This is a genomic window from Streptomyces roseolus (assembly GCF_014649855.1).
GTDB lineage: Bacteria > Actinomycetota > Actinomycetes > Streptomycetales > Streptomycetaceae > Streptomyces > Streptomyces roseolus.
The window spans coordinates 14,840-37,722 of sequence record NZ_BMTV01000044.1; the positions used below are offsets into that span (position 1 = coordinate 14,840).

Annotated in this window: 17 protein-coding genes and 3 pseudogenes; 13 read left to right on the forward strand and 7 right to left on the reverse strand. The window is 72.2% G+C overall.

Annotation, left to right across the window (positions count from 1 at the left end):
- Positions 1–344: 344 nt before the first annotated feature.
- Positions 345–3,593: a phosphoinositide-specific phospholipase C-related protein gene (locus IE245_RS33860; RefSeq protein WP_189954754.1), complete on the forward strand. Its 3,249-nt coding sequence runs from the start codon at positions 345–347 to the stop codon at positions 3,591–3,593.
- An 855-nt stretch (positions 3,594–4,448) separates the two neighbouring features.
- Here the strand turns inward: IE245_RS33860 and IE245_RS33865 are convergent.
- Positions 4,449–4,706: a hypothetical protein gene (locus IE245_RS33865; RefSeq protein ID WP_189954756.1), complete on the reverse strand. Its 258-nt coding sequence runs from the start codon at positions 4,704–4,706 to the stop codon at positions 4,449–4,451.
- A 211-nt stretch (positions 4,707–4,917) separates the two neighbouring features.
- On the opposite strand from IE245_RS33865, the gene IE245_RS33870 reads away from it, so the two are divergent.
- From IE245_RS33870 to IE245_RS33895, 6 genes and pseudogenes are all read left to right on the forward strand, one after another.
- A complete protein-coding gene (locus IE245_RS33870; RefSeq protein ID WP_189954758.1) occupies positions 4,918–5,913 on the forward strand; it encodes an ArsR/SmtB family transcription factor in 996 nt (331 codons plus the stop codon).
- A gap of 102 nt (positions 5,914–6,015) precedes the next feature.
- Entirely contained in the window at positions 6,016–6,483 is a 468-nt protein-coding gene (locus tag IE245_RS33875) for a peptidoglycan-binding domain-containing protein (protein ID WP_189954760.1), read from the forward strand.
- Positions 6,484–6,839: 356 nt separating this feature from the next.
- Positions 6,840–7,178: a helix-turn-helix domain-containing protein gene (locus tag IE245_RS33880; protein ID WP_189954762.1), complete on the forward strand. Its 339-nt coding sequence runs from the start codon at positions 6,840–6,842 to the stop codon at positions 7,176–7,178.
- Between the two features lie 37 nt (positions 7,179–7,215).
- Positions 7,216–7,773: pseudogene (locus tag IE245_RS33885) on the forward strand (sigma factor-like helix-turn-helix DNA-binding protein); the annotation flags it as partial.
- The gene (locus tag IE245_RS33890) at positions 7,679–8,254 is read left to right on the forward strand and encodes a zinc-binding dehydrogenase (protein WP_268256622.1); all 576 of its coding nucleotides are present in this window, start codon (positions 7,679–7,681) and stop codon (positions 8,252–8,254) included. The pseudogene IE245_RS33885 and the gene IE245_RS33890, both read left to right, overlap by 95 nt.
- Before the next feature lie 213 nt (positions 8,255–8,467).
- Positions 8,468–9,814, forward strand: coding sequence for an outer membrane protein assembly factor BamB family protein (locus IE245_RS33895; RefSeq protein WP_189954764.1), 1,347 nt, complete (start codon positions 8,468–8,470; stop codon positions 9,812–9,814).
- Positions 9,815–10,922: 1,108 nt separating this feature from the next.
- On the opposite strand, the gene IE245_RS33900 is transcribed toward IE245_RS33895, so the two are convergent.
- Both IE245_RS33900 and IE245_RS33905 read right to left on the reverse strand, forming a co-directional pair.
- The gene (locus IE245_RS33900) at positions 10,923–11,546 is read right to left on the reverse strand and encodes a hypothetical protein (protein ID WP_189954766.1); all 624 of its coding nucleotides are present in this window, start codon (positions 11,544–11,546) and stop codon (positions 10,923–10,925) included.
- A gap of 993 nt (positions 11,547–12,539) precedes the next feature.
- Complete coding sequence (locus IE245_RS33905) at positions 12,540–14,012, reverse strand: MFS transporter (RefSeq protein WP_229851954.1); 1,473 nt, start codon at positions 14,010–14,012, stop codon at positions 12,540–12,542.
- A 277-nt stretch (positions 14,013–14,289) separates the two neighbouring features.
- Between IE245_RS33905 and IE245_RS33910 the strand changes: the two genes are divergently transcribed.
- Positions 14,290–15,015, forward strand: a complete 726-nt coding sequence (locus IE245_RS33910) for a TetR/AcrR family transcriptional regulator (protein ID WP_189954768.1) — start codon at positions 14,290–14,292, stop codon at positions 15,013–15,015.
- A 360-nt stretch (positions 15,016–15,375) separates the two neighbouring features.
- Positions 15,376–16,125: pseudogene (locus IE245_RS33915) on the forward strand (transposase); the annotation flags it as partial.
- Positions 16,126–16,410: 285 nt separating this feature from the next.
- Here IE245_RS33915 and IE245_RS33920 read toward each other — a convergent pair.
- Positions 16,411–16,845: a TY-Chap domain-containing protein gene (locus IE245_RS33920; RefSeq protein ID WP_189954770.1), complete on the reverse strand. Its 435-nt coding sequence runs from the start codon at positions 16,843–16,845 to the stop codon at positions 16,411–16,413.
- On the reverse strand, positions 16,842–17,351 hold the full coding sequence (locus tag IE245_RS33925) for a DUF6301 family protein (protein ID WP_189954772.1): 510 nt from the start codon (positions 17,349–17,351) through the stop codon (positions 16,842–16,844). Before IE245_RS33925 ends, IE245_RS33920 begins: the two co-directional genes overlap by 4 nt.
- 381 nt (positions 17,352–17,732) lie before the next feature.
- Between IE245_RS33925 and IE245_RS33930 the strand changes: the two genes are divergently transcribed.
- Entirely contained in the window at positions 17,733–18,305 is a 573-nt protein-coding gene (locus IE245_RS33930) for a hypothetical protein (protein ID WP_189954774.1), read from the forward strand.
- 59 nt (positions 18,306–18,364) lie between these two features.
- Here IE245_RS33930 and IE245_RS33935 read toward each other — a convergent pair whose 3' ends face one another.
- Complete coding sequence (locus IE245_RS33935; RefSeq protein ID WP_189954776.1) at positions 18,365–18,505, reverse strand: hypothetical protein; 141 nt, start codon at positions 18,503–18,505, stop codon at positions 18,365–18,367.
- Positions 18,506–18,711: 206 nt separating this feature from the next.
- On the opposite strand from IE245_RS33935, the gene IE245_RS33940 reads away from it, so the two are divergent.
- Positions 18,712–19,242 carry a hypothetical protein gene (locus IE245_RS33940; protein WP_189954778.1) on the forward strand — a complete coding sequence of 177 codons (531 nt, stop codon included), beginning with the start codon at positions 18,712–18,714 and terminating at the stop codon, positions 19,240–19,242.
- 13 nt (positions 19,243–19,255) lie between these two features.
- On the opposite strand, the pseudogene IE245_RS33945 reads toward IE245_RS33940, so the two are convergent.
- Positions 19,256–19,582 (reverse strand): annotated as a pseudogene (locus IE245_RS33945) (transposase); the annotation flags it as partial.
- Positions 19,583–19,719: 137 nt separating this feature from the next.
- Here IE245_RS33945 and IE245_RS33950 point away from each other — a divergent pair.
- Together IE245_RS33950 and IE245_RS33955 are read left to right on the forward strand one after the other, a co-directional pair.
- Positions 19,720–21,285: a serine/threonine-protein kinase gene (locus IE245_RS33950; protein WP_189954780.1), complete on the forward strand. Its 1,566-nt coding sequence runs from the start codon at positions 19,720–19,722 to the stop codon at positions 21,283–21,285.
- On the forward strand, positions 21,282–22,838 hold the full coding sequence (locus IE245_RS33955; protein WP_229851956.1) for a serine/threonine-protein kinase: 1,557 nt from the start codon (positions 21,282–21,284) through the stop codon (positions 22,836–22,838). Before IE245_RS33950 ends, IE245_RS33955 begins: the two co-directional genes overlap by 4 nt.
- Positions 22,839–22,883 lie beyond the last annotated feature (45 nt).

Sequence of the window (22,883 nt, forward strand, 5' to 3'; positions counted from 1 at the left end):
CCGGCTGCACCACAGCGTTCCTCACCGCCGCCAGTGCCCTCGCCCTGACCACCGTCCGGCCTGAGCGCGATGCCCGCCGTCACTGGGGGAGTGGAGGCGGGCGTCTTCGACCTGCTGATGACGTACGTGGCGATGCCCGCCGCCGGCCGTCAACTTTCCGGCGCTAGAGTGCCACTTCCCCGGGATGAGGCGGTGCCGCCGGTTCCGGCCCGTATGCGCGGGCCCTCCACCGGCGCCCCGACGGGCCCGACCGACCCGTCGACCCGACCGACCCGGGGGAACCCGCCGGCTGCCGTAGCCGTCCGGGGTCCGTGCCTCACCCTTCCTGAAGGAGCCCCGCTTTCATGTCCAACAGGGATCGCCGCGCCCTGCGGCCGGTCTTCGCCGCGGTGTGCGGGCTGGTGCTCGCGCTGGCCGCCTCCGTCCTGCCCGGAGCGGCAGTGGCGGCGGTGGGACCGCCGAACCGCCTCGGCCCGGTACAGATACAGAACGTCGCGACCGGCCTGGCGGTGGACGCCGAGGCCGGGGACATGGCCGAGGGCCGCAAGATCCTCCAGCACACGTACGGCAATCGCCACGGGCAGCAGTGGTGGTTCGAGGCGACCGGTTCCGCGTACTACCTCAAGAGCAACGTCAACGGCGCGTACTGCGTGGGCCGTGAGGGCACGCTGGCGGTCCTGAAGGTGTGCGGGGCCGACGGGACGACGTGGGAGTTCGACGAGGTCCAGCCGGACACGTACCTGCTGAAGACGCCGGGCACCGAGCAGTACCTCGCCTCCCCCACCGAGGAGGGCGGCAAGACCAACAGCGGTCAGCAGCTCGTCCTCGGTACCCGAGCCGAGGCCGACGCTGGCCGTGGTCGCTGGTACCTCACCGACCTGGCCCTGGAGGAGTACACGCCGCCCGCCGATCCCCGGCTGGACCAGACGACCTTCCTCACCGCCCACAACGCCTTCAACTCCTACGGGGACGGCTACGCCTTCCCCAACCAGTCCCGCAGCATGGCCACGCAGCTGGACGAGGGCGTGCGCGGCATGATGCTGGACGTCTACGACCAGGGCGCGGACGACCCGCTGAGCATGTGTCACGGCACGTGCGTGATCGGCGGCAGCCGGCCCTTCATGGACGGCCTGCACGACATCGTGTCGTTCCTCCAGCGGGACACCTCGGCGGTGGTCACCGTCTTCCTGGAGGACAAGGTCGACGACCGGGCCAAGATCGCCCGCGAGATGCTCTCCGTCACGGGCCTCAAGGACCTCGTCCTCGACCCGTCCGCGCAGGACGTGGCGTCGAAGGGCTGGCCGACGCTGTCCCAGATGCGGACCCTGAACAAGCGCCTGCTGATCTTCTCGAGCTGGGGTGACATCCCCGACGCCGGCGCCCGGTCCCAGTCGGACTGGACCGTCGAGAACTACTGGAGCATGGGCGACCTCGCCAACAACAAGGACTGCTACTCCCGTTGGGACGGCATCCCGCTCACCAGGCGCGGCGCGAACTTCACCCCGCTGTTCGTGATGAACCAGTTCCGCAACGCCCCCACCGCCATCACCGCCGCCATCGACAACGGTGACGCGCTGGTCGACCGGGCCCTGAACGTCTGCGGACCGGCCGCCCGCAAGACGCCCAACTACGTGGCGGTCGACTTCTACGAGCTGCCGCTCGGCGGCGCCACCCACCGCGCCATCGACACCATCAACCGCCACCGGTACACCGCCGAGGCCGCCCAGCGCCCGACCTCGCCCTCCCACCTGCTCAGCGCCGTCAACCGCAAGTCGCCCCTGCCCGGCCTGCCCGACTGGTCGGGCACGGGCTACCGCGGCGGCAGCCCACTGCCCGGCGACGCACAGCTCACCGGCGACGAGGCGTGCCGCATCACCCCGGAGGAACTGGACGGCACGTACGGGGTGCGGTCCGACGACGGCGCCGACGACTCGGCCGGCCTCCAGCGAGCCATCGACGACATCCGCACCCGGTGCGGCGGCGCGGCCCACTTCGAGCGGCTGTCGCTGATCAGCCTGCCCGCCGGGCGGATCGACATCACCCGGCAGATCTCCGTCGACGCCAGTTACCTGACGATCCGCGGCCGGGGCAGCGACCCGGCCCAGGGCACCGGCACCCGGATCGTGTTCCGCCCCGACGAGAACACCCGGTACGACACCCTGACCGCCGACGGCAGTCGCTGGGACCAGGACGCGATGACGTACGAGTCCGGGGCCGACACCGCCAAGGGCGGCTGGGCCTGGCCCGGCCGCGGGCTCTTCCGGATCTCCACCCGCGAGGTCGCCGCCCGCTACGCCGACGAATGGGCCGCCGCCCCGGCCAACCGCAAGGACCTCTACGAGGGTTCGGTCAACCAGCACTGGGCCTCGGGCGTGAAGGTCCGCGGGTCGGCCGCCGACCCGGCGTACGCCGCCAAGGAGGGCGACCGGGTCGTCCACCTGGACGCCAAGGCGGACATGACCCGCTTCCAGGCCGGCGGACACCTCTGGGTGGGGGCCGCCAACAGCCGGAAGTTCTACGCACTCCAGGCGGCCGCGGACGAGAGCCGGTTCGAGAACCTGCACATGCGCCAGCAGGTCTTCCGCGTCGCCTCCGTGGACGCGGCGAACCGTACGCTCACCCTCGACAAGCCGCTGGAGTTCGACGTGCCGGTCGACTCGGTGTCGGACGGCTCCGCGCCGATCGGCAGCACCGTCTACCCCAGCAAGGTGACCCCGCTGAAGATGGTGGTCGGCGTCGGCTTCGAGAACTTCTCGTTCACCCAGGACATGCCCGGCATGAGCCCGGAGCAGGCCCGCCACAACTACGGCAACCTGGCGCCCGAGTACGCCATGCACGGCCTCGTCTTCAAGTGGGCCGCGGACTCCTGGGCCCGTGGCGTCCGCGCGGAGATGACCGGCTCCCACCCGATCGTCACCGAGGTCGCCAAGAACCTCCAGTTCGAGCGGAACCACCTCGACGGCGCGTGGAACAAGGGCAAGGGCGGCAACGGCTACTTCCGCGGCAGCCGCGTCTGGGACTCCCTCTACGCCTTCAACACCACGCGCAACCTGCGGCACTTCACCCTGCAGTGGTCCTCGTCGGGCAACGTCGTCTACGGCAACGACTTCGACTCCGACCTGAACCTCCACGGCGGCTGGGAGCGCCGCAACCTCTTCGAGAACAACACCGTGCGCGTGCCGTACGAGCACTACTCGGGCAACTGCACCGCCCGCTGCGGCGGCGAGGGCGGCGAGGTGGAGACCGGCACCTGGTACCCCATCTGGTGGGCCGCCGGCGCCAAGGCCCTCAAGTGGTCCGGCTCCTCGGGACCGCAGAACGTCTTCCACGGCAACACGCTGACGAAACAGCTCTCCCCCGGAGGCCCGTACGTCGACTTCCTGCCGTACGCGAAAACCTCGGACGGCGCCCAGCCGCTCTACCAGTTCGGCTCCGGCCCCACCGACCCCGCCCGCTTCCAGCACCTGACCCAGGGCGGCTCGCCCATCCCCGACTGGAACGGCCGCGAGACCACCGACTACACGTCCGGCGCAGGCGTGAACACCACCCACACCGCGCCGACCACCTCGGTCTTCCTCAAGAGCACGGGCTGACGGCACCCCCTGACGAGCGGCCCGCTTGCGGACCCTTCCGTCCGCCACGACGACGGCACGTGCGAGGTCCAGGTTCTCCAGGAGGCCGCCGCCGACGATCAGCAGCCCCCCGGTGCCTTCGGCAACGATGCCGAGGGCACCGGGGCAGGCGTGGGCCGAGCCCGCCGTGGGAGACCCGTACCTGTGGTGCGCCGGCCTCAGCAGCAGCGTGCCGCACGACCGTACAGTCCGGCGCGCGGCACGCGAGGGAAGCCGGTGCACGCCGCCTGCGACCCATCGGCCAAGACCGAGCGGCCCAAGCGCCCGCCGCGGCAGCGCAAGCAGGGCCTGACGCCTCCACCGGTGCGCGGCCGCGTGGCTCCGGGCGCGGACCGGCGACAGCGTGGATCGACCTCTCCTGCACGCAGTGCCCGGCACAGCCGGGCCAGCGGTGTGGAGTCCGCTACAGCGACGGGACGAGCGCGGAGGCGAAGATCCCCCACCGCGAACGGGCCCCGGCGGCGAAGAAGGCAGCGGCGCCGAGGCGAGAACGGAGCCGCCGCCTCCCTGACGGCGCGGGCCCTCGACACAGGCCGGTGGCCAGGCGACGGCTGTGAGACCGATCGGGAGCGGCCGAGGTCGTTCAGCTCGCCCACCTTCTGTCGAGGCAGGCCGACCGGGCCGCGAGCCGTCAGGCCGACGTGACCTCCAAGTAGGGCCCGCCCTACGGGGCGACCCGCCCCGGTCCGGCCCGCGCCGTGGGCGCAGCGCCTGCCCGAACTCGCCACCCGCCCGCTGGACGGCGAGCCCCTGGAGATGACCGCGTGAACGCCCTCCCAAAGCTGTCCGGCGTCGACCTCGCCCGCCAGGCCCTGCTCACCGCCCGGGAGGCGGCGAAGAAGAACGGCGCGGCACGGCTCTGCGGCGGGACGGCCGCGAGCCGCTCGGGCTGGGCGCGGCGATCAGCGAGACGGACGGCTTCGCCGCCCCCAGGACACCGCGGGCGCGCTCGTCGCTGAAGAACAGCGCCTGCGCGACCTCGTACGCGAACTCGCCCTCCAGGTCTCGCCCCACCCGTTCTGAGCCGCCCTGGAGGGCCTCGCCGTCGTCGAGGCCCGTGCTCAGCCCAAGCATCACCCCAAGGCCCTGCCCGACGCCGCGCAACCTTCCTCGGAACCCCCTGTCCGTCTGCCGCCGCAGGCGGTTTCGCCCCATGCACGGCGGCGGCAGCGGGGACGGGGTGACCCGTCCTACCCAGCGGCGCGCGCGGCGAAACCTTTGCCTTGGCGTGATCCGTGGCCGACCCTCGGTGGCGCCAGGACGCCGGTCAACCGGGGGGACACTCGTGCTACGCATCCACTTCACGCCCGCGGACCTCACCCGCGTACGACTCCACACCGAACCCGACCCGCTCTGGGAGGTCGTCTGCAGTCTGCACCGACTCCAGACCACGCAGGGCCGTCGCGCCCACGCCGGCTGGCACCGTGCGACGCGGCGCGCGCTCGCGGGCACCCCGCTGGGGAAGGCGGTGCACCAGGTGCTGTTCCCGGTGCTGCCCCGCGCGGCGTACTTCCCCGACTTCCTCACCCCGTACGAAGCCGTCGACGGGCTCGGCCGAGGCCTGGCCGCCGTCGTGGACACCCCGCCTGAGCGCATCGCCCACGAGACGCGCACCCTTCGGCGGGTCACCGGCGCCCCGTCCTGGGTGGCGCGGCTCACGGAGCGCCCGCGGCGCGAGGAACTGGCCGCGGTGCTGCGGGCGTACCACGAGGCGGTCGTCGCGCCGTACCACGACCGGATGTGCGCAAGCGTCGCGGGCGAGTGGGCGGTACGGGCCCGGCTCGCCCTCGGCGTGGGCGTCGACGGGCTGCTCGGCGACCTGTCGCCCACCGCGCGCTGGCGCCCACCGGTCCTGGAGGTGGACTACGTCACCGACCGCGACCTGCACCTCCAGGGGCGCGGGCTGCGCGTCATCCCGTCGTACTTCTGCTGGCGTACTCCGATCACGCTGGTCGACGGGGCGTTACCGCCGGTCCTGGTGTACCCGCTGCAGCACGGCGCGCCCTCGCGCGGCGAGGTCGCGGCCACCGCGTCCGCACCGCTCGCCGCCCTCCTCGGCAGGACCCGCGCGGCGGTGCTCCGGGGGCTCACCGCCGGGGCGACCACCTCCGAACTGGCCCGCGCACTCGGCGTCTCGCCCGCCACGGCCACCCATCACACCACCGTGCTGCGCAACGCGGGCCTGATCACCACCCGCCGCGCTCACAACGCCGTCCTGCACACCCTCACGCCCACGGGGGCGGCGCTGCTGAGCTCCGGTACACCCCGTTCCGGTGCGTGAGCGGGACCTTTGGACGCTGCTCGAAAGACGTAGTAAGAGTTTTCCGTCTTCTGCCAGAGTCGCTGTCACCAGCCGCAAGTACCCGCCTCATTGGAGGAGCACATGCGTAGCAGGATCCTGGCAAGGTCATTCGTCAGCGTCGCCACCGCCGTCGGAATCGCCGCAGGAACGCTGGCGGGCGCGAGCGCGAGCTTCGCGGCGTCCGACACGGCGGCCCCGAAGCAAGTGGAGGCGTCCAGCGCGGACTTCACGGTCGCATACCAGAACTTCGGCCTCAGCAGGACCCAGGCAGCAGGCGTACAGCGCTGGCTGAAGCGGTACTGGGGGTACAGCGACTCGGTCGACGGATACCTCGGCACCGACAGCTGGAAGGCGATGCAGCGCTTCCTGAGGGCCAACTGGGACTACACCGGCGCGATCGACGGCGACCCCGGGTACGGTACGAAGACGGCGCTGCAGCGTTTCCTGAAGGGGCACTGGGGCTACACCGGCGCGATCGACGGGGACTTCGGCGCGGGGAGCCAGGCGGCGTTCAAGCGGTTCGCCGACTGGTGCGTCCGTACGTTCTAGATCCACGCCAGACCCGCGGCCGAGCGCCGGCAGGGGCCCTTCCCGAGGGCTCTGGCCGGCGCTTCGCGCTGCCGACCACGCGGGGCGGCGCCCAGTGCTCTTCCCGGACATCGGCGGAACGCCGCTGCCGTGTGGAGGCGGCCGTCCCCGATCGGACACCGACGGCGACTGAACCGGCCGGCAGGGCACCGCGAGCCCCCGGCTCGCAAGCTCGACCCCGCCCACGGCCCGCGCCGAACGCACCGCTGCATGACCCTCCACGGCGGATAATCGCAGTTCAACAGCGTTGTCAATGGGCCCCGTACCGTCCTGTCGAGCTGATGGGCAACCAGACCGCTGTGTGCGGAGGTGGGCTCGTGTGGCGGGAGGTGCTCCGGGCGTTCAAGTTCGCCCTGGACCCGACCCCGGTGCAGGCCGAGGCGCTGGCCCGGCACACCGGCGCGGCGTGGTGGGCGTTCGACTACGCGCTCGCCGTGAAGGTGCCCGCGCACCAGCGGTGGCAGGCCGAGGTTGCCGGGCTCGTCGCTCAAGGGGCGGAGGAGGCGGAGGCGCGGCGGCGGGTGCAGGTACCGGTGCCGTCGAAGCCGCAGATCCAGAAGCGACTGAACGAGGTCAAAGGGGGCCCCGGGTCGATCCTGGCCCCGCATTCGGGGTCGGGGAACATCCGGGTGCCGGGCCGACGTCGGCGGCGGTGAGGACGAGACGTCGTACGCGGGCCCGCTGGAGAGCCATGTCGTCGAGACGCTGTCGCCGACCGAGCGGGCCGTCTTCGTGCTGCGCGAGGTCTTCGCCATCGGCTACGACGAGATCGCGGCCGCGGTCGACAAGAGCCCCGCGGCCGTCCGCCAGATCGCCCACCGCGCCCGCCGGCACGTCGACGCCCGGCGTCCCCGCCAGGTGGTCTCCCCGGACGAGGGCCAGGCCGTCCTGGACTCGTTCCGGCGTGCCGTGGAGACCGGGGACCCGCAGGTCCTTTTTGACGTGCTCGCCCCCGAGGCCGTCCTGATGAGCGACGGTGGCGGTTTCAAGCACGCCGCGCTGCGGCCGGTCACCGGCGCCGAGCGGGTGGTCCGGATGTTCGCCGGCGGAATCGGCAGGTTCGAAGGCACGTTCACCACCGAACCGACGCTGGTCAACGGCCACCCGGCCCTGCTCGTGCACATGGGCGGCGAGAGCGACGGTGTCATGGCGATCAGTGTCGAGGACGGCCTCATCACCGGCCTCTACTACGTCCGCAACCCCGAGAAACTCTCCCGCGTCACCTCCGCGACCCCGCTCACCCTGCGCTGAACACCACCGGCCCCCGACGGCGGAGGCCGGGCAGCACTTCGACGTGGTGCTGCAACTGGCTCCCGCCGACCCTGAGGAGAACGCGCAGCTGGTGAACCTGGTCGCGGACGGCGGAGCGTTCGTCAGCGTCACCACCCCAGGCCCGCCGGATGCCGGGCGCGAGGTGCGCACGGTGCACGTGTTCGCGCGCGGCGACGCCACCCAGCTCGCCGGACTGGTGGCCCGCGTCGATGCCGGAGAGCTGGCGATCGAGGTGGCCGAGCGGCTGCCGCTGGCCGACCTTCCCGCAGTCCACGCCCGCGCCGCCCGCCGGTTCGCCCGGATCGCCGAGCTGGCCGCCCAGGTCGAGGACGGGGACCTGGCCGAGCGGCTGCGTGCCGACCAGGCCGCCGCGGTCCGCGCCCCGGCCGCCGCCGGAGAACTGGTCGGCAAGACCGTCCTGACCCCCCTGTCGCCGGCCCACGCCATTCCCCGCCCCTGAGCCCATGGCCCGCCGAGTCAACTCCCTTGCTCACCAATTCCATCCGGCTCGGTCGAGACCGTGAGGAAGTGCCACGTTCATGAGACCGGGCGGGCTGTGCCACCGACATCCCGACGGCGCCATGGCCGTGGGGGAGGGCGTCACGAAAGGGAAACGGGCGTGGCGGGCCGCCCCACGGGCGCCCTACCGTACCCGTGGATCCGAGGGGGTGCGATGCGGCGTCAGGGGTGGCGGTGGCTGCTGATCGGAGTGCTGGGCCTACTCGTCACGGGGTGCTTCGCCCCGCAGGGGCCCGCGTTCGGCGACGGTTCGGCGGTTCCCGAAGAGGCTTCACGGGTCCGGCTGCCGGTGCGGCCGGGGCCTGACGGCACCTGGACGGTGAACTCCCCCCAGGACGGGCTGCTCGGCCAGGGCCGCGTGCTCGTCCGGCGGGAGAACCCGGACCGGCGGGGCTGGCGGCTGGCGCTGCCCGCCGAGTTCGCCCTCACCTCACGGCGTCCGGGCTCGGCGCACTCCGCACTCGTCCACGACCACGAGGTCGTTCTGGTCGGCGGACGCGAGGGCCGCCGGGGACCGAGCGCGATCGCCGGGCTCGACATGGAGAACGGACGCCTGGCCTGGCGGCTCCCCGTGGCGCCGGACAGCCAGGTCTTCCTGAACGTCTCCGGGGCCGCGTCGGTGCTCGTGGCCGACTGCCGCTCCGGCTCCTGCCGCCTGACCGGCGTGAGCTCCCGGACGGGTCGGCGCGTGTGGTCCCGCACGGAGCCGGGAGCGGTGAAGATCCTGGACAGCTGCCGGGCCGACGCCTTCACCGCGGACCCGCTCTCCGCTTTCGCTCCTGACCATTGCCGCCTCTACCTGGTCACCCACGATCACGTCGCCATCCTGGACATGGACGACGGCCGGCCGCATGGGATCCCCGGCCTCCGGGTTCCCCCTGGTGACATCGACCGGATCACCGAAAACGCTGGGCGGATCACCCTGTCCACTGCGCCGGCCAAGGGCACCTGCCGCGCCACGGTCGCCGCCGGGCCGGCGGCGACCCCCGACGGGGCCGCAGACCTCGGCTGGCAGCACACCTTCGTGTGGGACCAGCCCCAGGCCCCGCGCGACCCGCGCACCGGATGCCGCTGGGACCGTACCCTCCCCCTGCTCGTCGGCTCCTTCCTGGTACTGCCGGAAGCCGGGAACGCCCTCGTCCTCAACCCCTACTTCGGCGTCCGGGGGCGATACTCCCGGCGGCTCGCCCCGGGCGAGTACCTGACCGCCGACATGAGGAGGATGGAGATCATCCACGCGCCCGGCCGACCGGACCGGGCCTTCGACGAAACAGACGAGCCGGTTCGCCCGGACGGCCTGAGCTCCGCTGCGCGCCCCCTCGAGGGCCGTTTCTGGCAGGACGGCCGGCGCCTGCTCCTGCTGGACCGCGAGGACCGCCCGCTCTGGGAGGGCACATCGGACTGCCGGGCCTTCATGCATCAAGGCACGTGCCCTGGTGTCTTCCTCACCTATTGCGACGGCCCCGACCTCGTCTCCCTCAGGCCTGTGCGCAAAGACTGAGGACTCGCTCAGGTGCCGAGCGGGACTGGGACGATCCGCGCACCGTCAGCACCGCGCTTCCCACCGACGACTGAGCCCGTCCAGTGCGCTCCCTGCACGGGCGGCATCCCGTGCAGGAGGACGCGCCCCGGCGGGATCTGCTCTGTGGCCTGAACCGCTGTTCGCCTGCGGGGCGCCCTCCCCCACGACCGTCCCGTCCTCGGCCCCGTCTGCGGCTTCGTCCCCGAGGGAGGGGTCCGGTGCGACCGGGGTGCCGGGGGAGGGCACCGACCCGGGCCGGATCGCCCTGCATCAGCCTCGCGCTGCCTCGAAGGCCCGCGACCAGGCCACCCGCGCACCCCGCCGCCGTCGGTACCACCCCACCTCCGACCGCCGGCCGCACCGCCCCCGGACGCGGTCCCGGCTGGGCTGGTGAAGACCTGGAAGGCTGCGTCAGCCGACTACCGCCTCGCTCTCGAAGCGCACCGCGCCGCCGCCGACCCCGCCCACCGGCGTCCCGCCGCGCCCGGCGACGGCGCCCCCTCCCGGATCCCCGCCGATGCCCAGGCGGCCTTCGCCGACTACCGCGCCCAGGCCCGCGAGACCGCCTCCGCGATCCAGGACGCCGCCATCCGCCGCGCCCGCGCCGAACGCGCCGCCGCACGACCCTCCCCATCGTCTCCGACCGCACCCGTCAGCGCCTCGAACGCCTTCTTTCCGATCTTGAGAACGAGCAGGCGATGCCAGAGGACTGGAGACCGGTGTCGCCCCTTCCCGCCCCCTGGGCCGGCACGGCGCTGGCCGGCGGCGTCAGGCACGTGCGGTTCGGCGTCGGCGGGTCAGGGCCGGGTGCGCAGCAGCTCGGGCACGCGGCTGTTCTGGGTGAGGCCCCGGCCGGTGTCGTACCCCCATCCGGTGTCGTTGCTCATGACGGTCCCCTCCTGGTGCGCGGCGTCCGGTTCTGCGCCGACGAGGTGACCGTCGAGCCGAAGCACGGAAGTTGTCACAGGCAGAGCCGATCGAGCTGGAGCACGGGACTGGTCGAAGCCGCCTGATGGACACCAGCGAGGCACGCGGCTTGTCACGGATCCTCGTCCACGACCACCGTGGCCGACCAGGAAACGACCTCTCAGTATCCCAAGCCGGCGTAGATGGTGACGTTCTTGCCATTGTCCGTGGCCCCGACGCACAGGTCACGCCGGTCGAGCAGCCAGCCGTTGGTACGGCAGCTCTCCCGCTGGAGGCCCAGTTCGCGGATGATCTCCGGGTGGGACAGGCCGTCCTCACCGGTGACCGTCGCGACGCGCCAGCAGCCGCCGGAACCGCAGCTGACGCCTTCGTCGACCAGGCTGATGCCCGGCGGCAATGAGGGGAGGGCCTTGGACGGCGGGGCCTCCGAACCATCGCTGATCAACAGCGCGTACAGGAGGCCGGCCACGACGGTGAGGGCGAACTGCGTTCCCAGGAAGCCGATCGCTCCGTTGCGCCGGGAGATCCATCGCGGCGGAGGAGAGTTCTCGTGCCGTCCTTCCAGTCCCGCTCCGCAGGCGATGAGCAGGGGCGCGAGAGCCGTGAACACGAGATGGGCGTCGGGTCTGGGAGCATCGAGCCAGCCCTGCTGGACACCGATCAGCAGACTGGCTCCGGCGAGCAGCATGCCACCGACCGCGAATCCGACGGGACGGGTACGGGCGATCGTCATCCAGACGACGGCGGGCGCGACGGCGAAGAGTATCCCCAGGACGGTCAGCATGTACGGGGGGACGTGCGCCCCCGAGCGCCCGGTTCCACACGGCCGGAGCGGCTTACCGCGCGCCCCGGCCATGTCGTCCAGACGCAGGCCCGCGGCCGGGCCGGACGAAGCCTCGCCAAGCTGCCGGTCGACAGGCCGCCGGCAGAAGTGTCCTCGGCGTCGTCGCTGCGGTTGTCCTACACGGTGGTGCTCCTCGGTGAAAGCGCCGGACCTCACCGGGACCGGGTCCGCTCTCACCTGCTACAGGTGTCGATCCGGGTGGCCGTGTGACACTCACCGTGATCATTTTTCGGGCACGTCGTCGAGGAGCCCCGTGGAGCGGGCGCTGCCCGCATCCGTCGTGCCCCGGCTCCTCGCGGGTACCAGCATCCACCTCACACGCGCCACTGCCCCGGCGCTTCCCACCTGGATGAGGAGACGTGGTGGCCGAGACCGCCACCCCACCGACCGCGCCGACGGCGGAGCCGGTCGGAGCCTGCCTGGCGTCGTCCGGCCTCGACCTTGCCCGGCTCTTCCTGCACCAGGCCGGCGGCGCCGCGAAGACCCGCGGGGTACAGGCCGGGGCCCGTACGCCCCGGCACCGGCGCTGCTTCCCAGCCGCGCGCATCGTCGGAGACCAGCGGGAGGTCAGGGTGACGAACACCTGCTCCCCGCCTGCGCGGGACGGTGCCGTGTCTGGCCGGCCTCGCGCTTTCACGAGCGGGCTTGTGTTGTTCTTGACCGGATAGCCGGAGAGCGCTGCTGAGCTGCAACGACGGGGCTTGCCGGAAGTTCTGCCCGCTGGGAAGGAAGAAGCACTCCCCAGGTGAACGAGCGCATCGGTCCCCTCCCGCCGGTTCGAGGCCTTGTCGGCGGTGGCGGAGGCGCGTAGGGACCCGCAAAATCGGTGCGTGAGGTCCGGGGCGCTGCACCGGCGGTGGTGCGGGTCCGCAGCCGGTCGGGGGATGTGCCCGGCCGCGGACCCGGTTCGGGGTGGGAACCTTTCAGCCCAGCTCAGCGGGAGACGGCACCGATCTCGTCGGCCCGGCCGCTCGGCTCGCCCACGGGCTGCGGTGCCGGGCCGCCGGGCTTGCGCAGGGTGAAGGCGAGCAGCCCGCCCACGACCGCGGCCGCGCCGCCCACCCATGTCGCCGTGCGCAGGCCGTCCGCGACGGTGGACAGGGCCGGCTCGGCGTCGGAGTCCAGGTCCAGGCCCGCGGTGGACACGGCCACCAGGACGGCGAGACCTGCGGCGCCGCCGATCTGCTGCGCCGCGCTGGCAAGCGCGGAGGCGATACCGGCCTCGCTCGGGTCGACCCCGGAGGCGGCGCAGATGAACATGGCCGGGAACGTGACACCGCCGCCGATGCCCCATACGACCAGGCCGATGAGGAGCTGCCAGAAGGGGGCGTCGGTGGTCATCGTGACGGCCAGGACGATCATGCCGATGCCGTTGACGGCCATGCCCGCGAACAGGGTCGCGCGCGGCCCGAACCTCCCCAGCAGGATGCCGGTGAGCTTGAGCGAGGAGACCATCGAGACGACGGTGAGCGGGAGGAAGGCGAGGCCCGCCTGCAGTGCGTCGTACCCGAGCACGTCCTGCATGTGGTTGGTGAACAGGTAGTACGAGCCGGACAGCGAACTCTGGAACACGAGGATGATCAGGATCGCCGTCACCAGACTGCGGTTGCGGAACAGCCGCATCGGTGCGAGCGGGGCCCGGGTCCTGGTCTCGACCAGGGCGAAGACGGCGAGGAGAACCAGGCCCGCGACGATGGAGCCGACGCCGCGCAACGAACCCCAGCCCGCCTCGGGGCCGCTCACCAGGCCCAAGACCAGCAGGGACGAACCGGCGGTGGCGAGCAGCGCCCCCGGAAGGTCGAAGCTGGCGTCGCTGCTGGAACGCTCGTCGGGCGGCAGGACGGACGGAGCCGCCACCGCGGCCAGCAGCGCCATCGGGACCAGGATGAACAGCACCCACTCCCAGCCCCAGGCGTTGGTGAGCAGGCCGCCGAGCAGGGCGCCGGCCGCCAGGCCGCCGCTGCCGGAGGCGCCCCAGACGGCGAGCGCGCGGTTGCGCGCGGCGCCCTCCCCGAAACGGGTGTTCACCAGCATGAGCGTGGCGGGAGAGAGCAGGGCGGCGCCGAGACCCTGTAAGGCACGGGCGGCGATGAGCACACCGGGATCCGTGGCCAGACCGCCGACGAGGCACGACGCCCCGAAGACGACCGCGCCGGCGACGAAGAGGCGCCGGCCGCCGAGCCGGTCGACCAGCCTGCCGCCGAACAGCAGGAGGCCGCCGAACGCCACGGCGTAGGCGCTGACCACCCACTGCAGCGACTGCGTGGTGAATCCGAGCGCGCTTCCGATGTCGGGAAGTGCCACGTACACGATGTTGTAGTCCGCGGCAACGAGGAACTGGGCGAAGGCCAGCAGCGCGAGCATCAGCCCGGGATGCGGCTTGCCCTTGGGGGCGGTATCGACCACGACAGAGCTTCCTTTGTCACTGGGGCCCGTCCACACGGTGGGCCCGGCAGGTATGAGTTGCGTCGAGTACACGGCGTTCAATAACAACACGCCGGAGTGTTACTCAATGGCACTCGACTGTCAAACGCCGTTTTGTCGGCGGGAAGTTGGCCGGAAGTGACACTCCCTCACGGACGTAAGGACCGTCATCGGTTGTGGTCCTTACGTTCGTGAAGGAGTGAACGGCAATCAATATCTGATCAGGGAGCAAAAAACTTCACGCTGTTACGATGGCTTCATGGCAGACCCGAAACCGAGCAGGCGTGAGCGGCTCCGCGCAGAAGCCGCCCAGGAGATCAAGGCGATCGCGCTGAAGCACATGGCGGAGAACGGCACGGCAGCCGTGTCCCTGCGTGCCATCGCTCGCGAGATGGGGATGACCGCCGGCGCCATCTACAGCTACTACGACACGCGGGACGCTTTGATCGCGGCCCTGGTCGCCGACGTCTACAATTCCCTGGCGCACGCGCTGGAGGAGGCCGTCGCCGCCGCGCCGGAAGGGCCGGTCGGCCAGGTCATGGCCTACGGTCAGGCGTACCGCAACTGGGCGGTCGCCAACCCGCAGGAGTTCCGCCTCGTCTACGGCGACCCGGTGCCGGACTACCAGGCTCCCGTGCGCGGTCCGGCCGCCGAGGCCGAGCACCGCGCCTGCACGGCGCTGACCGGAGTCGTGGTTGCCGCCTGGCCCTGGGCCCGGCGGCTCCACGCCGACGAGAGCTACGACTGGGACGACTACGACCCCGAGTTCGTCAGGACCGTGCGCTCGGCCTTCCCGGACCTGCACCCGTCCGCCGTGGCGCTGGCGATGCGGTTGTGGGGGCGGTTGCACGGGCTCGTGTCGCTGGAGATCTACGGGCACCTGCGACCCCAGGTGCAGGACCCGGCCAGGCTGTACCAAGCCGAACTGGTCGACCTCACGCACCTGTTGGGACTGACCGCGCCGGTCGGCGCGGTCCTCGACTGACGTCGCGCCGCGCGACACGGCGCCGGGCCGCACCCGCGGGTGCGGCCCGGCGCCGTGTCGCGCGGCGCTCTTCCGAGCGGACGAACTCCCGGCGCCGCGCGGCTTGACAGTCAGTAGCGCTTCACCACTGTTGGCCGCGCCAGAACTGAACGGCGTGCACTTCTCGGGCTCCCTGTCGAAGATGCCGAGGTCTGCCTCGCCGCGTGCGTGGACGGCAGGCAGCCTTACCTCGCGTTTTCATGACGCGGGCTGTCCGGTAGGCGGCCAGGAAAACAGAAAGCTCCTCTGGCCAGCAACAACAAGGATTGTCGAGGTCCTTGTCGCCACCGCCGGGGGCACTTCCCAGGTGAAGCGCTCCATGGGCCCTATCCCCGTGTCCGCGTTCAGGGCGACGGCCGCCAGGTCGTCTCCCGGGCCGGGGCGGTCCTCCTCGTCGGAACGGTCCGCAAGTCCGGTCTCGACCGGGCGGTATCCCGAGTTCTGGCGTCGTGGCGCAAGCAGCGGGCCGTCCACGATCCCGGCGAGATCCCCATGGATGTCGCGCCGGCGGTCGCGCTGGGCGGGGACTGCCTCGCAGACGTCGCGATGCTGCGGTGCGAGCCGGCCGTCTTCGGCCCGGTCGCCTCCGACCCGACCGTCTCCCGCCTGATCGGCACCCTCGCCGCCTCCGGCGAGAAGGCCCTGCGGGCCGTCCGGTCCGCACGGTCCGAAGTCCGCCAGCGGATCTGGTCGGTGTCCGGGGAGAACGCCCCGGACACCGACGGTCAGGTCACGGTCGACCTCGACGACGTGCTGGTGACCGCGCACTCGGACAAGGAGGACGCGGCCGCGACCTGGAAGAAGACCTACGGCCACCACCCCCTGACGGCCTTCGTCGGCCACGGTCCGGGCGGCACCGGCGAGCTCGTCGCCGCTCTCCTCAGGCCGGGGAACGCGGGCTCGAACACGGCCGCCGACCACATCACCACCGCCCACCTCGCCCTGGCCCAACTGCCCAAGCACTGCAGACGAGGACGGCAGACACTGATCCGCACGGACTCCGTCGGCGGCACCCACGACTTCGTGTCCTGGCTCGCGAAGCAGGGTCGATGGCTGTCCTACTCGGTCGGCACGTCCGACATGCCGTCCCAGGACCGGTCCGCGACGAGCACCGTCCCTGCGCTGCTGGGCATCCGCCCTCCTGGCCTCCGGCCGACCGCGTTCCGGTCCGCGACCAGGCTCGTCAGCGCAGCCCACCCCCGCACATCGACAGAACCGATCGGGTGACGTCTTCCCCGTCTTCCCCGTCTTCCCCGTCTTCCTCGTCCTCCCCGTCATACGTGGCGGGCGCGGCGGGCTGACCGCCAAGATCCACTTGGCAGTCGAACACAAGAGGTCCACACGGCGTCCCGGAGCTCAGTCGCCTTTGAGGCCCAGCGAGGGGAGACGCAAGGGGCGGTTTCCGCGTGTCCAGGCTTTGTACACCAGGGTCTCCGGGCTGGTGATCCGCAGGGCGTCGCGCAGTCCGGTCACCGTCATCGCCGCCAGCCTGCGATAGGCGTCCGACGTCGAGGGCCAGGGCAGTTCGGTCTGCCGGTTGTGGCCGTAGACGGTGTCCTCGGGCTGTCGCCAGCCTGCCTCGGTGATCAGCCGGTGTCCGGTCTCACCGGCGCGCGCCGGAGGGTCGAGGTAGTGATCGGCGACCAGTTGGGCCTCCGCCCTTTCGTCGGCCTGGAGGAACTGCGCGTACCGCCCCGGCGGTCCGTCCTCCCTGATGATGAGCACCGAGCCGGTGGTCAGCGTGGAGAGTTGTTCGGCCAGCCTCTCGCTGAACTCGTCCCACTCCGTCACGGCTGCTCCTCGTCATCCATCTCGTCCAGCCGTTGCAGTTCCTCGTCGAGAGCCAGCCGCTTGTTGGTCACCAGCTCCAGGTACACCGAGCTTTCTGAGCGCTCGAGAAGCAGAGTGGTGTCGGTGCCGACCCAGTGGATCGCGGCGTACCTGCCCGGACTCCGGTCCGTAGGCTCGCCCAGGACGTCGCGGAGAGCGGTCGACATCCGCGCGAACGCGTCAAGGGTCTGGTCCCACCGGTGCGCGTGGTCGGTCAGGCGCAGTCGGACCCGCTCGACCGTCTCCTCTTCCCGTTCTCGCCTGCGGCGGGCCCCTTCACCGTCCTCCCTCTCGAGCACCGTGTCGAGCGCGTCCCACCGCGGCCGGATCACCAGTGCCCGCCGAGTGAACCCCGGCGCCCGCCTCGCACTGGGCGTAGCGCCCAACTCCCAAGTGCGGTCCAGCGCCTGCAACCGTGTCGCGAGTTCGACGACCTCGGTATCGCTCAATGCACGCCATCGCGTCATACACAGCCAGAGAAACGGTGCCCCCCCCACGGACCCGCCCCCTGTCCTCCTTACCCTCCGTACGGCCGTCCCGCACACCATCGATCTGCCCGGAACCCGCCGAGTCGCGACCACGCGTCGGCGTCGGTCAGACCACCCATCCCGACATCGGCCAGGCGTCTTCAGGGCGCTAGCCTATCTCCAGAATTGGAACGGCTTTCCAGAAAGACGGTTCCGGGGGAGGCCGTTCGCGCCCTCGCAGGGGGAGCCGGAGCGGCGAGTCCCACTCGGATTCGGTCTTTCGCTCGGGAGCCGCAGCATCGACCGAGCCGGGAACGTCGTATCCAGGGGGCGGGGCGATCTGCGTGCCTGCCGGGACAGTCACAGAGAAGTGACAGGGAGGTGCTTGTGTACGAACAGTTCGACCACGAGCTCCAGGCCCGTTTCAACCAGATGGCCAGGGAGCTGCTGCAGATCGGTGAGGACTGCGCGTCCCCCAAGGACCTGCAGCACTACCTGAGTGAGCTGAGCGCCCTGGCCGGCGTGATCCGTCACAGCGTGGAGCACGCCGCGTGGCGGTCCCTGTCGGCGGAGGGCGCGTCGCTCGACGTCAAGCCCTCGTCCCGCGAGGTGCAAGAGCAGCTCCGCCGTCCGCCGCAGGCCGACCTGGACCACCCCGGCCAGGCCGCGCAGCTCGCAGCCGTCTGCAACGTGATCGCGGGTGCAGAGCACCTGAGGGAGCTTGCCAGGGCGGCGTGGCTCGCCGGCTGCACGGAGGAAACCCGCCGGGAGGTCGACGGCGCGCGCGCTCAGCGGGCCCAGGCGGACAAGGCCACCTACGACGAGGTCCTCGGCGGCATCGACAGAGCTCTCGGCGCTCTTCCGCCCGACGCCCGGCAGGCGGCCCGCGAGGCGCTCGGCCGGGAGCTCGCCGGCATCCGGCAGAGGGCCGGCGCCAAGACGCCGCAGCCCTGACCGGACGAGGCCCGCACCTGCCGGGCGCGGGCCTCGTCCTTGCCTCGAGGAGGGCTGGGTCAGACCCAGCCGGTGTCCCCCTTCATGCCCCACTCCGGATCGGAACCCCGGTCCGAATCCGCGCGCCGGCCGTTCCGCTCCGGATCAGTCGTGCCGCCCCAGCCGGCGTCGCTGTATCCCCATCCGATGTCGCTGCTCACGACGCTCCCCTCCCTGCAGGCGGCGCCTGTGCTGCGCGGGTACGCCCCGGCCATCACGACGGTCTCGCAGTGTCGCCGGGCGAAGGCCGAGGAGCTCGCAGGCCTTGTTCCGCGGCAGATCCGGCTGCTTGGACTCGCCGCCTCCGGGGAGGAAAGATTTCCCGTTCAGGTCCGAGGCGGCCTTCCCGGCAGACAGCATGGAGGGCATGGCCGAACAGACACACGAACCCACCATGGAGATCATCCGAGCTTCGTTGGACCCCGTCAGCCACCGTTTCCGCGCGCGGCTGGCGGATCTTCCGACCGGACGGCTGATTCTGGCCGAGGCCCGCAAAGGCGCCGCCGATCAGGACGCGAAGCGTCTGATGGGGCTGGGTGTCGAACTCGCCAGATCGGCAAGCGCACTGACCCTGGAACTCATGACCCATGACGAGAAGAGCTCCGAGGAGTACCTCGCCGACATGAGCCGCTTCGCCCACGAAGAAGGGCTGGAGGCAGCGCGACTGGTCGCCGAGGTGGCCAACAGCATGCTGCACGACCAGAGCAGTGACGGCATGGAGACCTTGACCCGCGCCTTCGCCGGGGACCAGGCGGATTACCTCCGCTTCCTGTCGGAAATCGCCAGTTGCTGCGGGACGAGCATCTTGTACCTGAAGGTGAAGTTCGATGTCCCGGTGGAGGACAGCCTCGACAACCTGCGGAAAGTGCTGCGGAATGACAACGGGGCATCTTCCTGACACTGCCGCGCTCGTGTCCCGAGTCGGAGATGCGTCGGCAGTATGCGGCGACCTTGTCGAGGATCTCGTCGGCGGTCTTCGTCCAGAAGAAGGGCCGGGGGTGCTCGTTCCAGCCGGTGAGCCAGGACCGGATGTCGCGTTCGAGTGCCTGGACGGAGCGGTGGACGCCTCGGCGGAGCTTCTTCGTGGTCAGCTCGGCGAACCACCGCTCGACCAGGTTCAGCCAGGAGGACCCGGCCGGGGTGAAGTGCGGGTGGAAGAGCGGGTGGGCGGCCGGCCGTGTCTTCAGGGCCGGGATCTTGTGGGTGACGTGGTCGTCCAGGATCAGGCGGACGTCGAGGCCGCATTCCTGACTCGGAGGACCAGGGTGTTTCCGGGGGTGAGGGTGCCCCGTCGGCCTGGACCTCCGTGAACTAGGATTCCGTTCTAGTTCCGGGGGCTCCTCTCCCGGAAGGCTCTTCGGGGGAGGCGGCGGCGATGCAGGCAGTGGGACCCGACGACCCGTCACATGTCGGTCCGTTCCGGACGGTTGCCCTGCTCGGGCAGGGCGGCATGGGCCGGGTCCTACTGGGGGCGGCGGTGGACGGGCGGCTCGTCGCCGTCAAGCGCGTGCACGCCGACCTCGCCGACGACGAGGGGTTCCGCGCCCGGTTCCGGCGCGAGGTGGACGCCTCACGGCGGGTCTCCGGGGCCTACACGGCACCGGTGGTCGACGCCGATCCGGACGCCCCCGCACCCTGGCTCGCCTCCCTGTTCCTGCCCGGGCCCACCCTGAGCGAGGCCCTGGAAGAGGCCGGTGTGCTGCCGGAGGAGACGGTGCGGCGGCTCGCCGCCGGGCTCGCCCGGGCCCTGGCCGACGTCCACCGGGCCGGGCTCGTCCACCGCGACCTGAAGCCGTCGAACGTGCTCCTCACCGAGGACGGCGTCCGCGTCATCGACTTCGGCATCGCGCGGGCCGCCGAGGCCGCGACCCGGATCACCCACACCGGCGCCTTCATCGGCTCCCCCGCCTTCATGGCCCCCGAGCAGATCGCGGGCGGGGAACCGGGGCCCGCCGCGGACGTGTTCGCGCTCGGCGCCACCCTGGCCGTGGCCTGCTCGGGGAAGCCGCCCTTCGACGGCGACTCGGTCCCCTCGGTCCTGCACGCCGTCGTCCACGAGGAGCCCGACCTGTCGGCCGTGCCGCCGGGCCTGCGGGGGCTGATCGCCGCCTGCCTCGTCAAGGACCCGGCCCTGCGGCCCACCCCGCAGGCCGTGACGACCTTCCTCGGGGCCGTGCCCGGCGCCGCCCGCCCCTGGCCGGAGGCCGTGCACGCCCGGATCGCGGCCCAGCGGGCGGAGGCCGACCGGCTGCTCCGCACGGCCCCGGCCGCTGCTCCCTCGTTCGTCCCCGCACCCGCGTTCCCGCCCAGGTCGGCTCCCCGGCGTCGGCGGGGGCCGATCGCCGCGGCCGTCGCCGCCGGGGTCCTCGTGGTCGCGGGCGCGGTGGGCGCGGCGACGGGCTGGGCGGCGGACCTGTACTACCTGGTGATCCCCGAGCCCGTGCCGACGCCGGGGAATGTGCCGCTGAGCGAGGTCGCCGACCGGTACACCGGCGCGCTGCCCGCCTGCGACCAGGTGTTCGCGCGGGTGAAAGCACCGGCCGGGTTCTCCCCGCAGCCCACGCTCGCCCCTGGGGCCCGCGTCACCCCGAACGACGGGAGGCGGTCCTCGCAGTGCGAGTGGACCACCCGCTCCGGTGACCGGATCAACGTCACCTGGGACCAGTACGACAGTGCCGGCGGGCGGACCGGCGCCGAGCGGGCGAAGGAGAGGTACGAGGAGTTCTACCGGCGCGGCACCACCCCGCGCGACCCCTCGCCCGGTTTCGTCGAGGAGGCCGCCTGGGAGAAGCCGGGCGACCGGCACTGCGTCCTGCGCGGCCGGGACGTGAACCTGGTGGTCTTCCTCGTGGTGCAGGGCCCGGCCCTTCCGGTGGGCCGCTGCGAGGCCGTCACCCGGGACGTCGGGCGGCAGACCATGGAAGCGGTGAAGTCCCCGTGAGTCGCCCGCTCGGCCTCGCGGACCCGCAGCGGACCGGCCCGTACCGGCTCCTGGCCGAGCTGGGCCGGGGCGGCATGGGGCGAGTGTTCCTCGGCGTCGCGCCGGACGGGCGGCTCGCCGCCGTGAAGCAGGTGCACGCCAGGCTCGCGGCCGACGAGGAGTTCCGCGCCCGGTTCCGGCGCGAGGTCGAGGCTTCGCGGCGGGTCTCCGGGGCCTGCACGGCGGCCGTCCTGGACTCCGACACGGAGACGGCCGTGCCCTGGCTCGCGTCCGTGTTCGTGGCCGGCCCCTCGCTCGGCGCTGCCGTGGCCCGCTCGGGCCCGCTGCCCGCCGAGAGCGTGCGGCGGCTCGCCGTGGGCCTGGCGACGGCGCTCGACGAGATCCATCGGGCCGGCCTGATCCACCGCGACCTGAAGCCGGAGAACGTGCTGCTCGCGGAGGACGGGGTACGGGTCATCGACTTCGGCATCGCACGGGCCGCCGAGGGCGGGAGCCTCACCGAGCTGACCGGGACGGGCCTGGTGGTCGGCTCGCCCGCGTTCATGTCGCCCGAGCAGGCGGAGGGCCGGGAGCTCACCCCGGCGAGCGACATGTTCTCGCTCGGTTCGGTCCTGGTCCTGGCCGCGACGGGGAGGAGCCCGTTCGCCGGGCCCTCGACCCTCCAGGAGCTGTACGCCGTCGTGCACGCCGAGCCCGCGCTCGACGCCGTACCGGCGGAACTGCGCGGCCTCGCCGCCGCCTGCCTGGCCAAGGACCCGGCGGCCCGGCCCACCCCCGCGCGCCTCCTCGCCGCCCTGGGCCCGGCGGCGCCCGTCACCCGGCACTGGCCGCCGGCGGTCCACGCCGCGATCGCCGAGCAGCGAGCGGAGATCGACGGGCTCCTCGCCGGGGGCCCGGGCTTCGGACCGGCTGCGGCCCCGCCCCCGGCGGCCACCGCCGTCGTCACCGAACTGTCCGCCCCCGCCCCGCGCCGGAAGGGCCGCCGGTCGCTGGTCGCGGCGGCGGCCGCCCTGTGCGTGCTCGGCGGCGCGGGGGTCTGGTGGTACGTCCAGGAGGACGAGGGCGCCGGGCCGCCGGACCGGTACCTGACGATGCCGACCTGCGCCGAGGCGACGAGGGGGCTCCCGCTGCCGGAGCGCCGGACTGACCTGGACAACACCAGAGACAGCACCTCGACGGCCGATACCAGCTGCTCCTGGTACGAGCGGAACGACCACCTCCAGGGCGGCTGGGACGTCACCTCCCACGCCGACGTCCAATGGCGCCTGCGCCGCTCTGTGGGCACCTCGGAGAACGCCACGCGGGTCCAGACGGCGGAGTTCTCGGAGAACGCGCGGGCCGGACGCCCCGCGACGGGCCTCGCCTTCGCCGACGAGGCGTACTGGCTTCCGAAAGGCGACAGCCGGCACACCACCTGCGACCTGTTCGTCCGCAGGGCGAACCTCACCGTCCGCGTCACCCTCGGCGGCGATCCGCATCCGGCCGACACCTGCGAGCAGGAGGCGGTGCGGATCGCCGAGGCGGCGGTGGCGGCGGTCCCGGACGCGCCATGAGCGCGGGACCGCCCCCTGAGAGGTGGGCCCGCGCTCGGCGTCACC

What these genes read in the sequence shown, in the direction of transcription:
- IE245_RS33865 (WP_189954756.1), bottom strand. Translation starts at nt 4,706, where the DNA reads ATGCTTGGGCTGAGCACGGGCCTCGACGACGGCGAGGCCCTCCAGGGC.
- IE245_RS33900 (WP_189954766.1), bottom strand. Translation starts at nt 11,546, where the DNA reads ATGCTGACCGTCCTGGGGATACTCTTCGCCGTCGCGCCCGCCGTCGTC.
- IE245_RS33910 (WP_189954768.1), top strand. Translation starts at nt 14,290, where the DNA reads ATGGCAGACCCGAAACCGAGCAGGCGTGAGCGGCTCCGCGCAGAAGCC.
- IE245_RS33940 (WP_189954778.1), top strand. Translation starts at nt 18,712, where the DNA reads ATGGCCGAACAGACACACGAACCCACCATGGAGATCATCCGAGCTTCG.
- IE245_RS33895 (WP_189954764.1), top strand. Translation starts at nt 8,468, where the DNA reads ATGCGGCGTCAGGGGTGGCGGTGGCTGCTGATCGGAGTGCTGGGCCTA.
- IE245_RS33950 (WP_189954780.1), top strand. Translation starts at nt 19,720, where the DNA reads ATGCAGGCAGTGGGACCCGACGACCCGTCACATGTCGGTCCGTTCCGG.
- IE245_RS33925 (WP_189954772.1), bottom strand. Translation starts at nt 17,351, where the DNA reads ATGACGCGATGGCGTGCATTGAGCGATACCGAGGTCGTCGAACTCGCG.
- IE245_RS33860 (WP_189954754.1), top strand. Translation starts at nt 345, where the DNA reads ATGTCCAACAGGGATCGCCGCGCCCTGCGGCCGGTCTTCGCCGCGGTG.
- IE245_RS33875 (WP_189954760.1), top strand. Translation starts at nt 6,016, where the DNA reads ATGCGTAGCAGGATCCTGGCAAGGTCATTCGTCAGCGTCGCCACCGCC.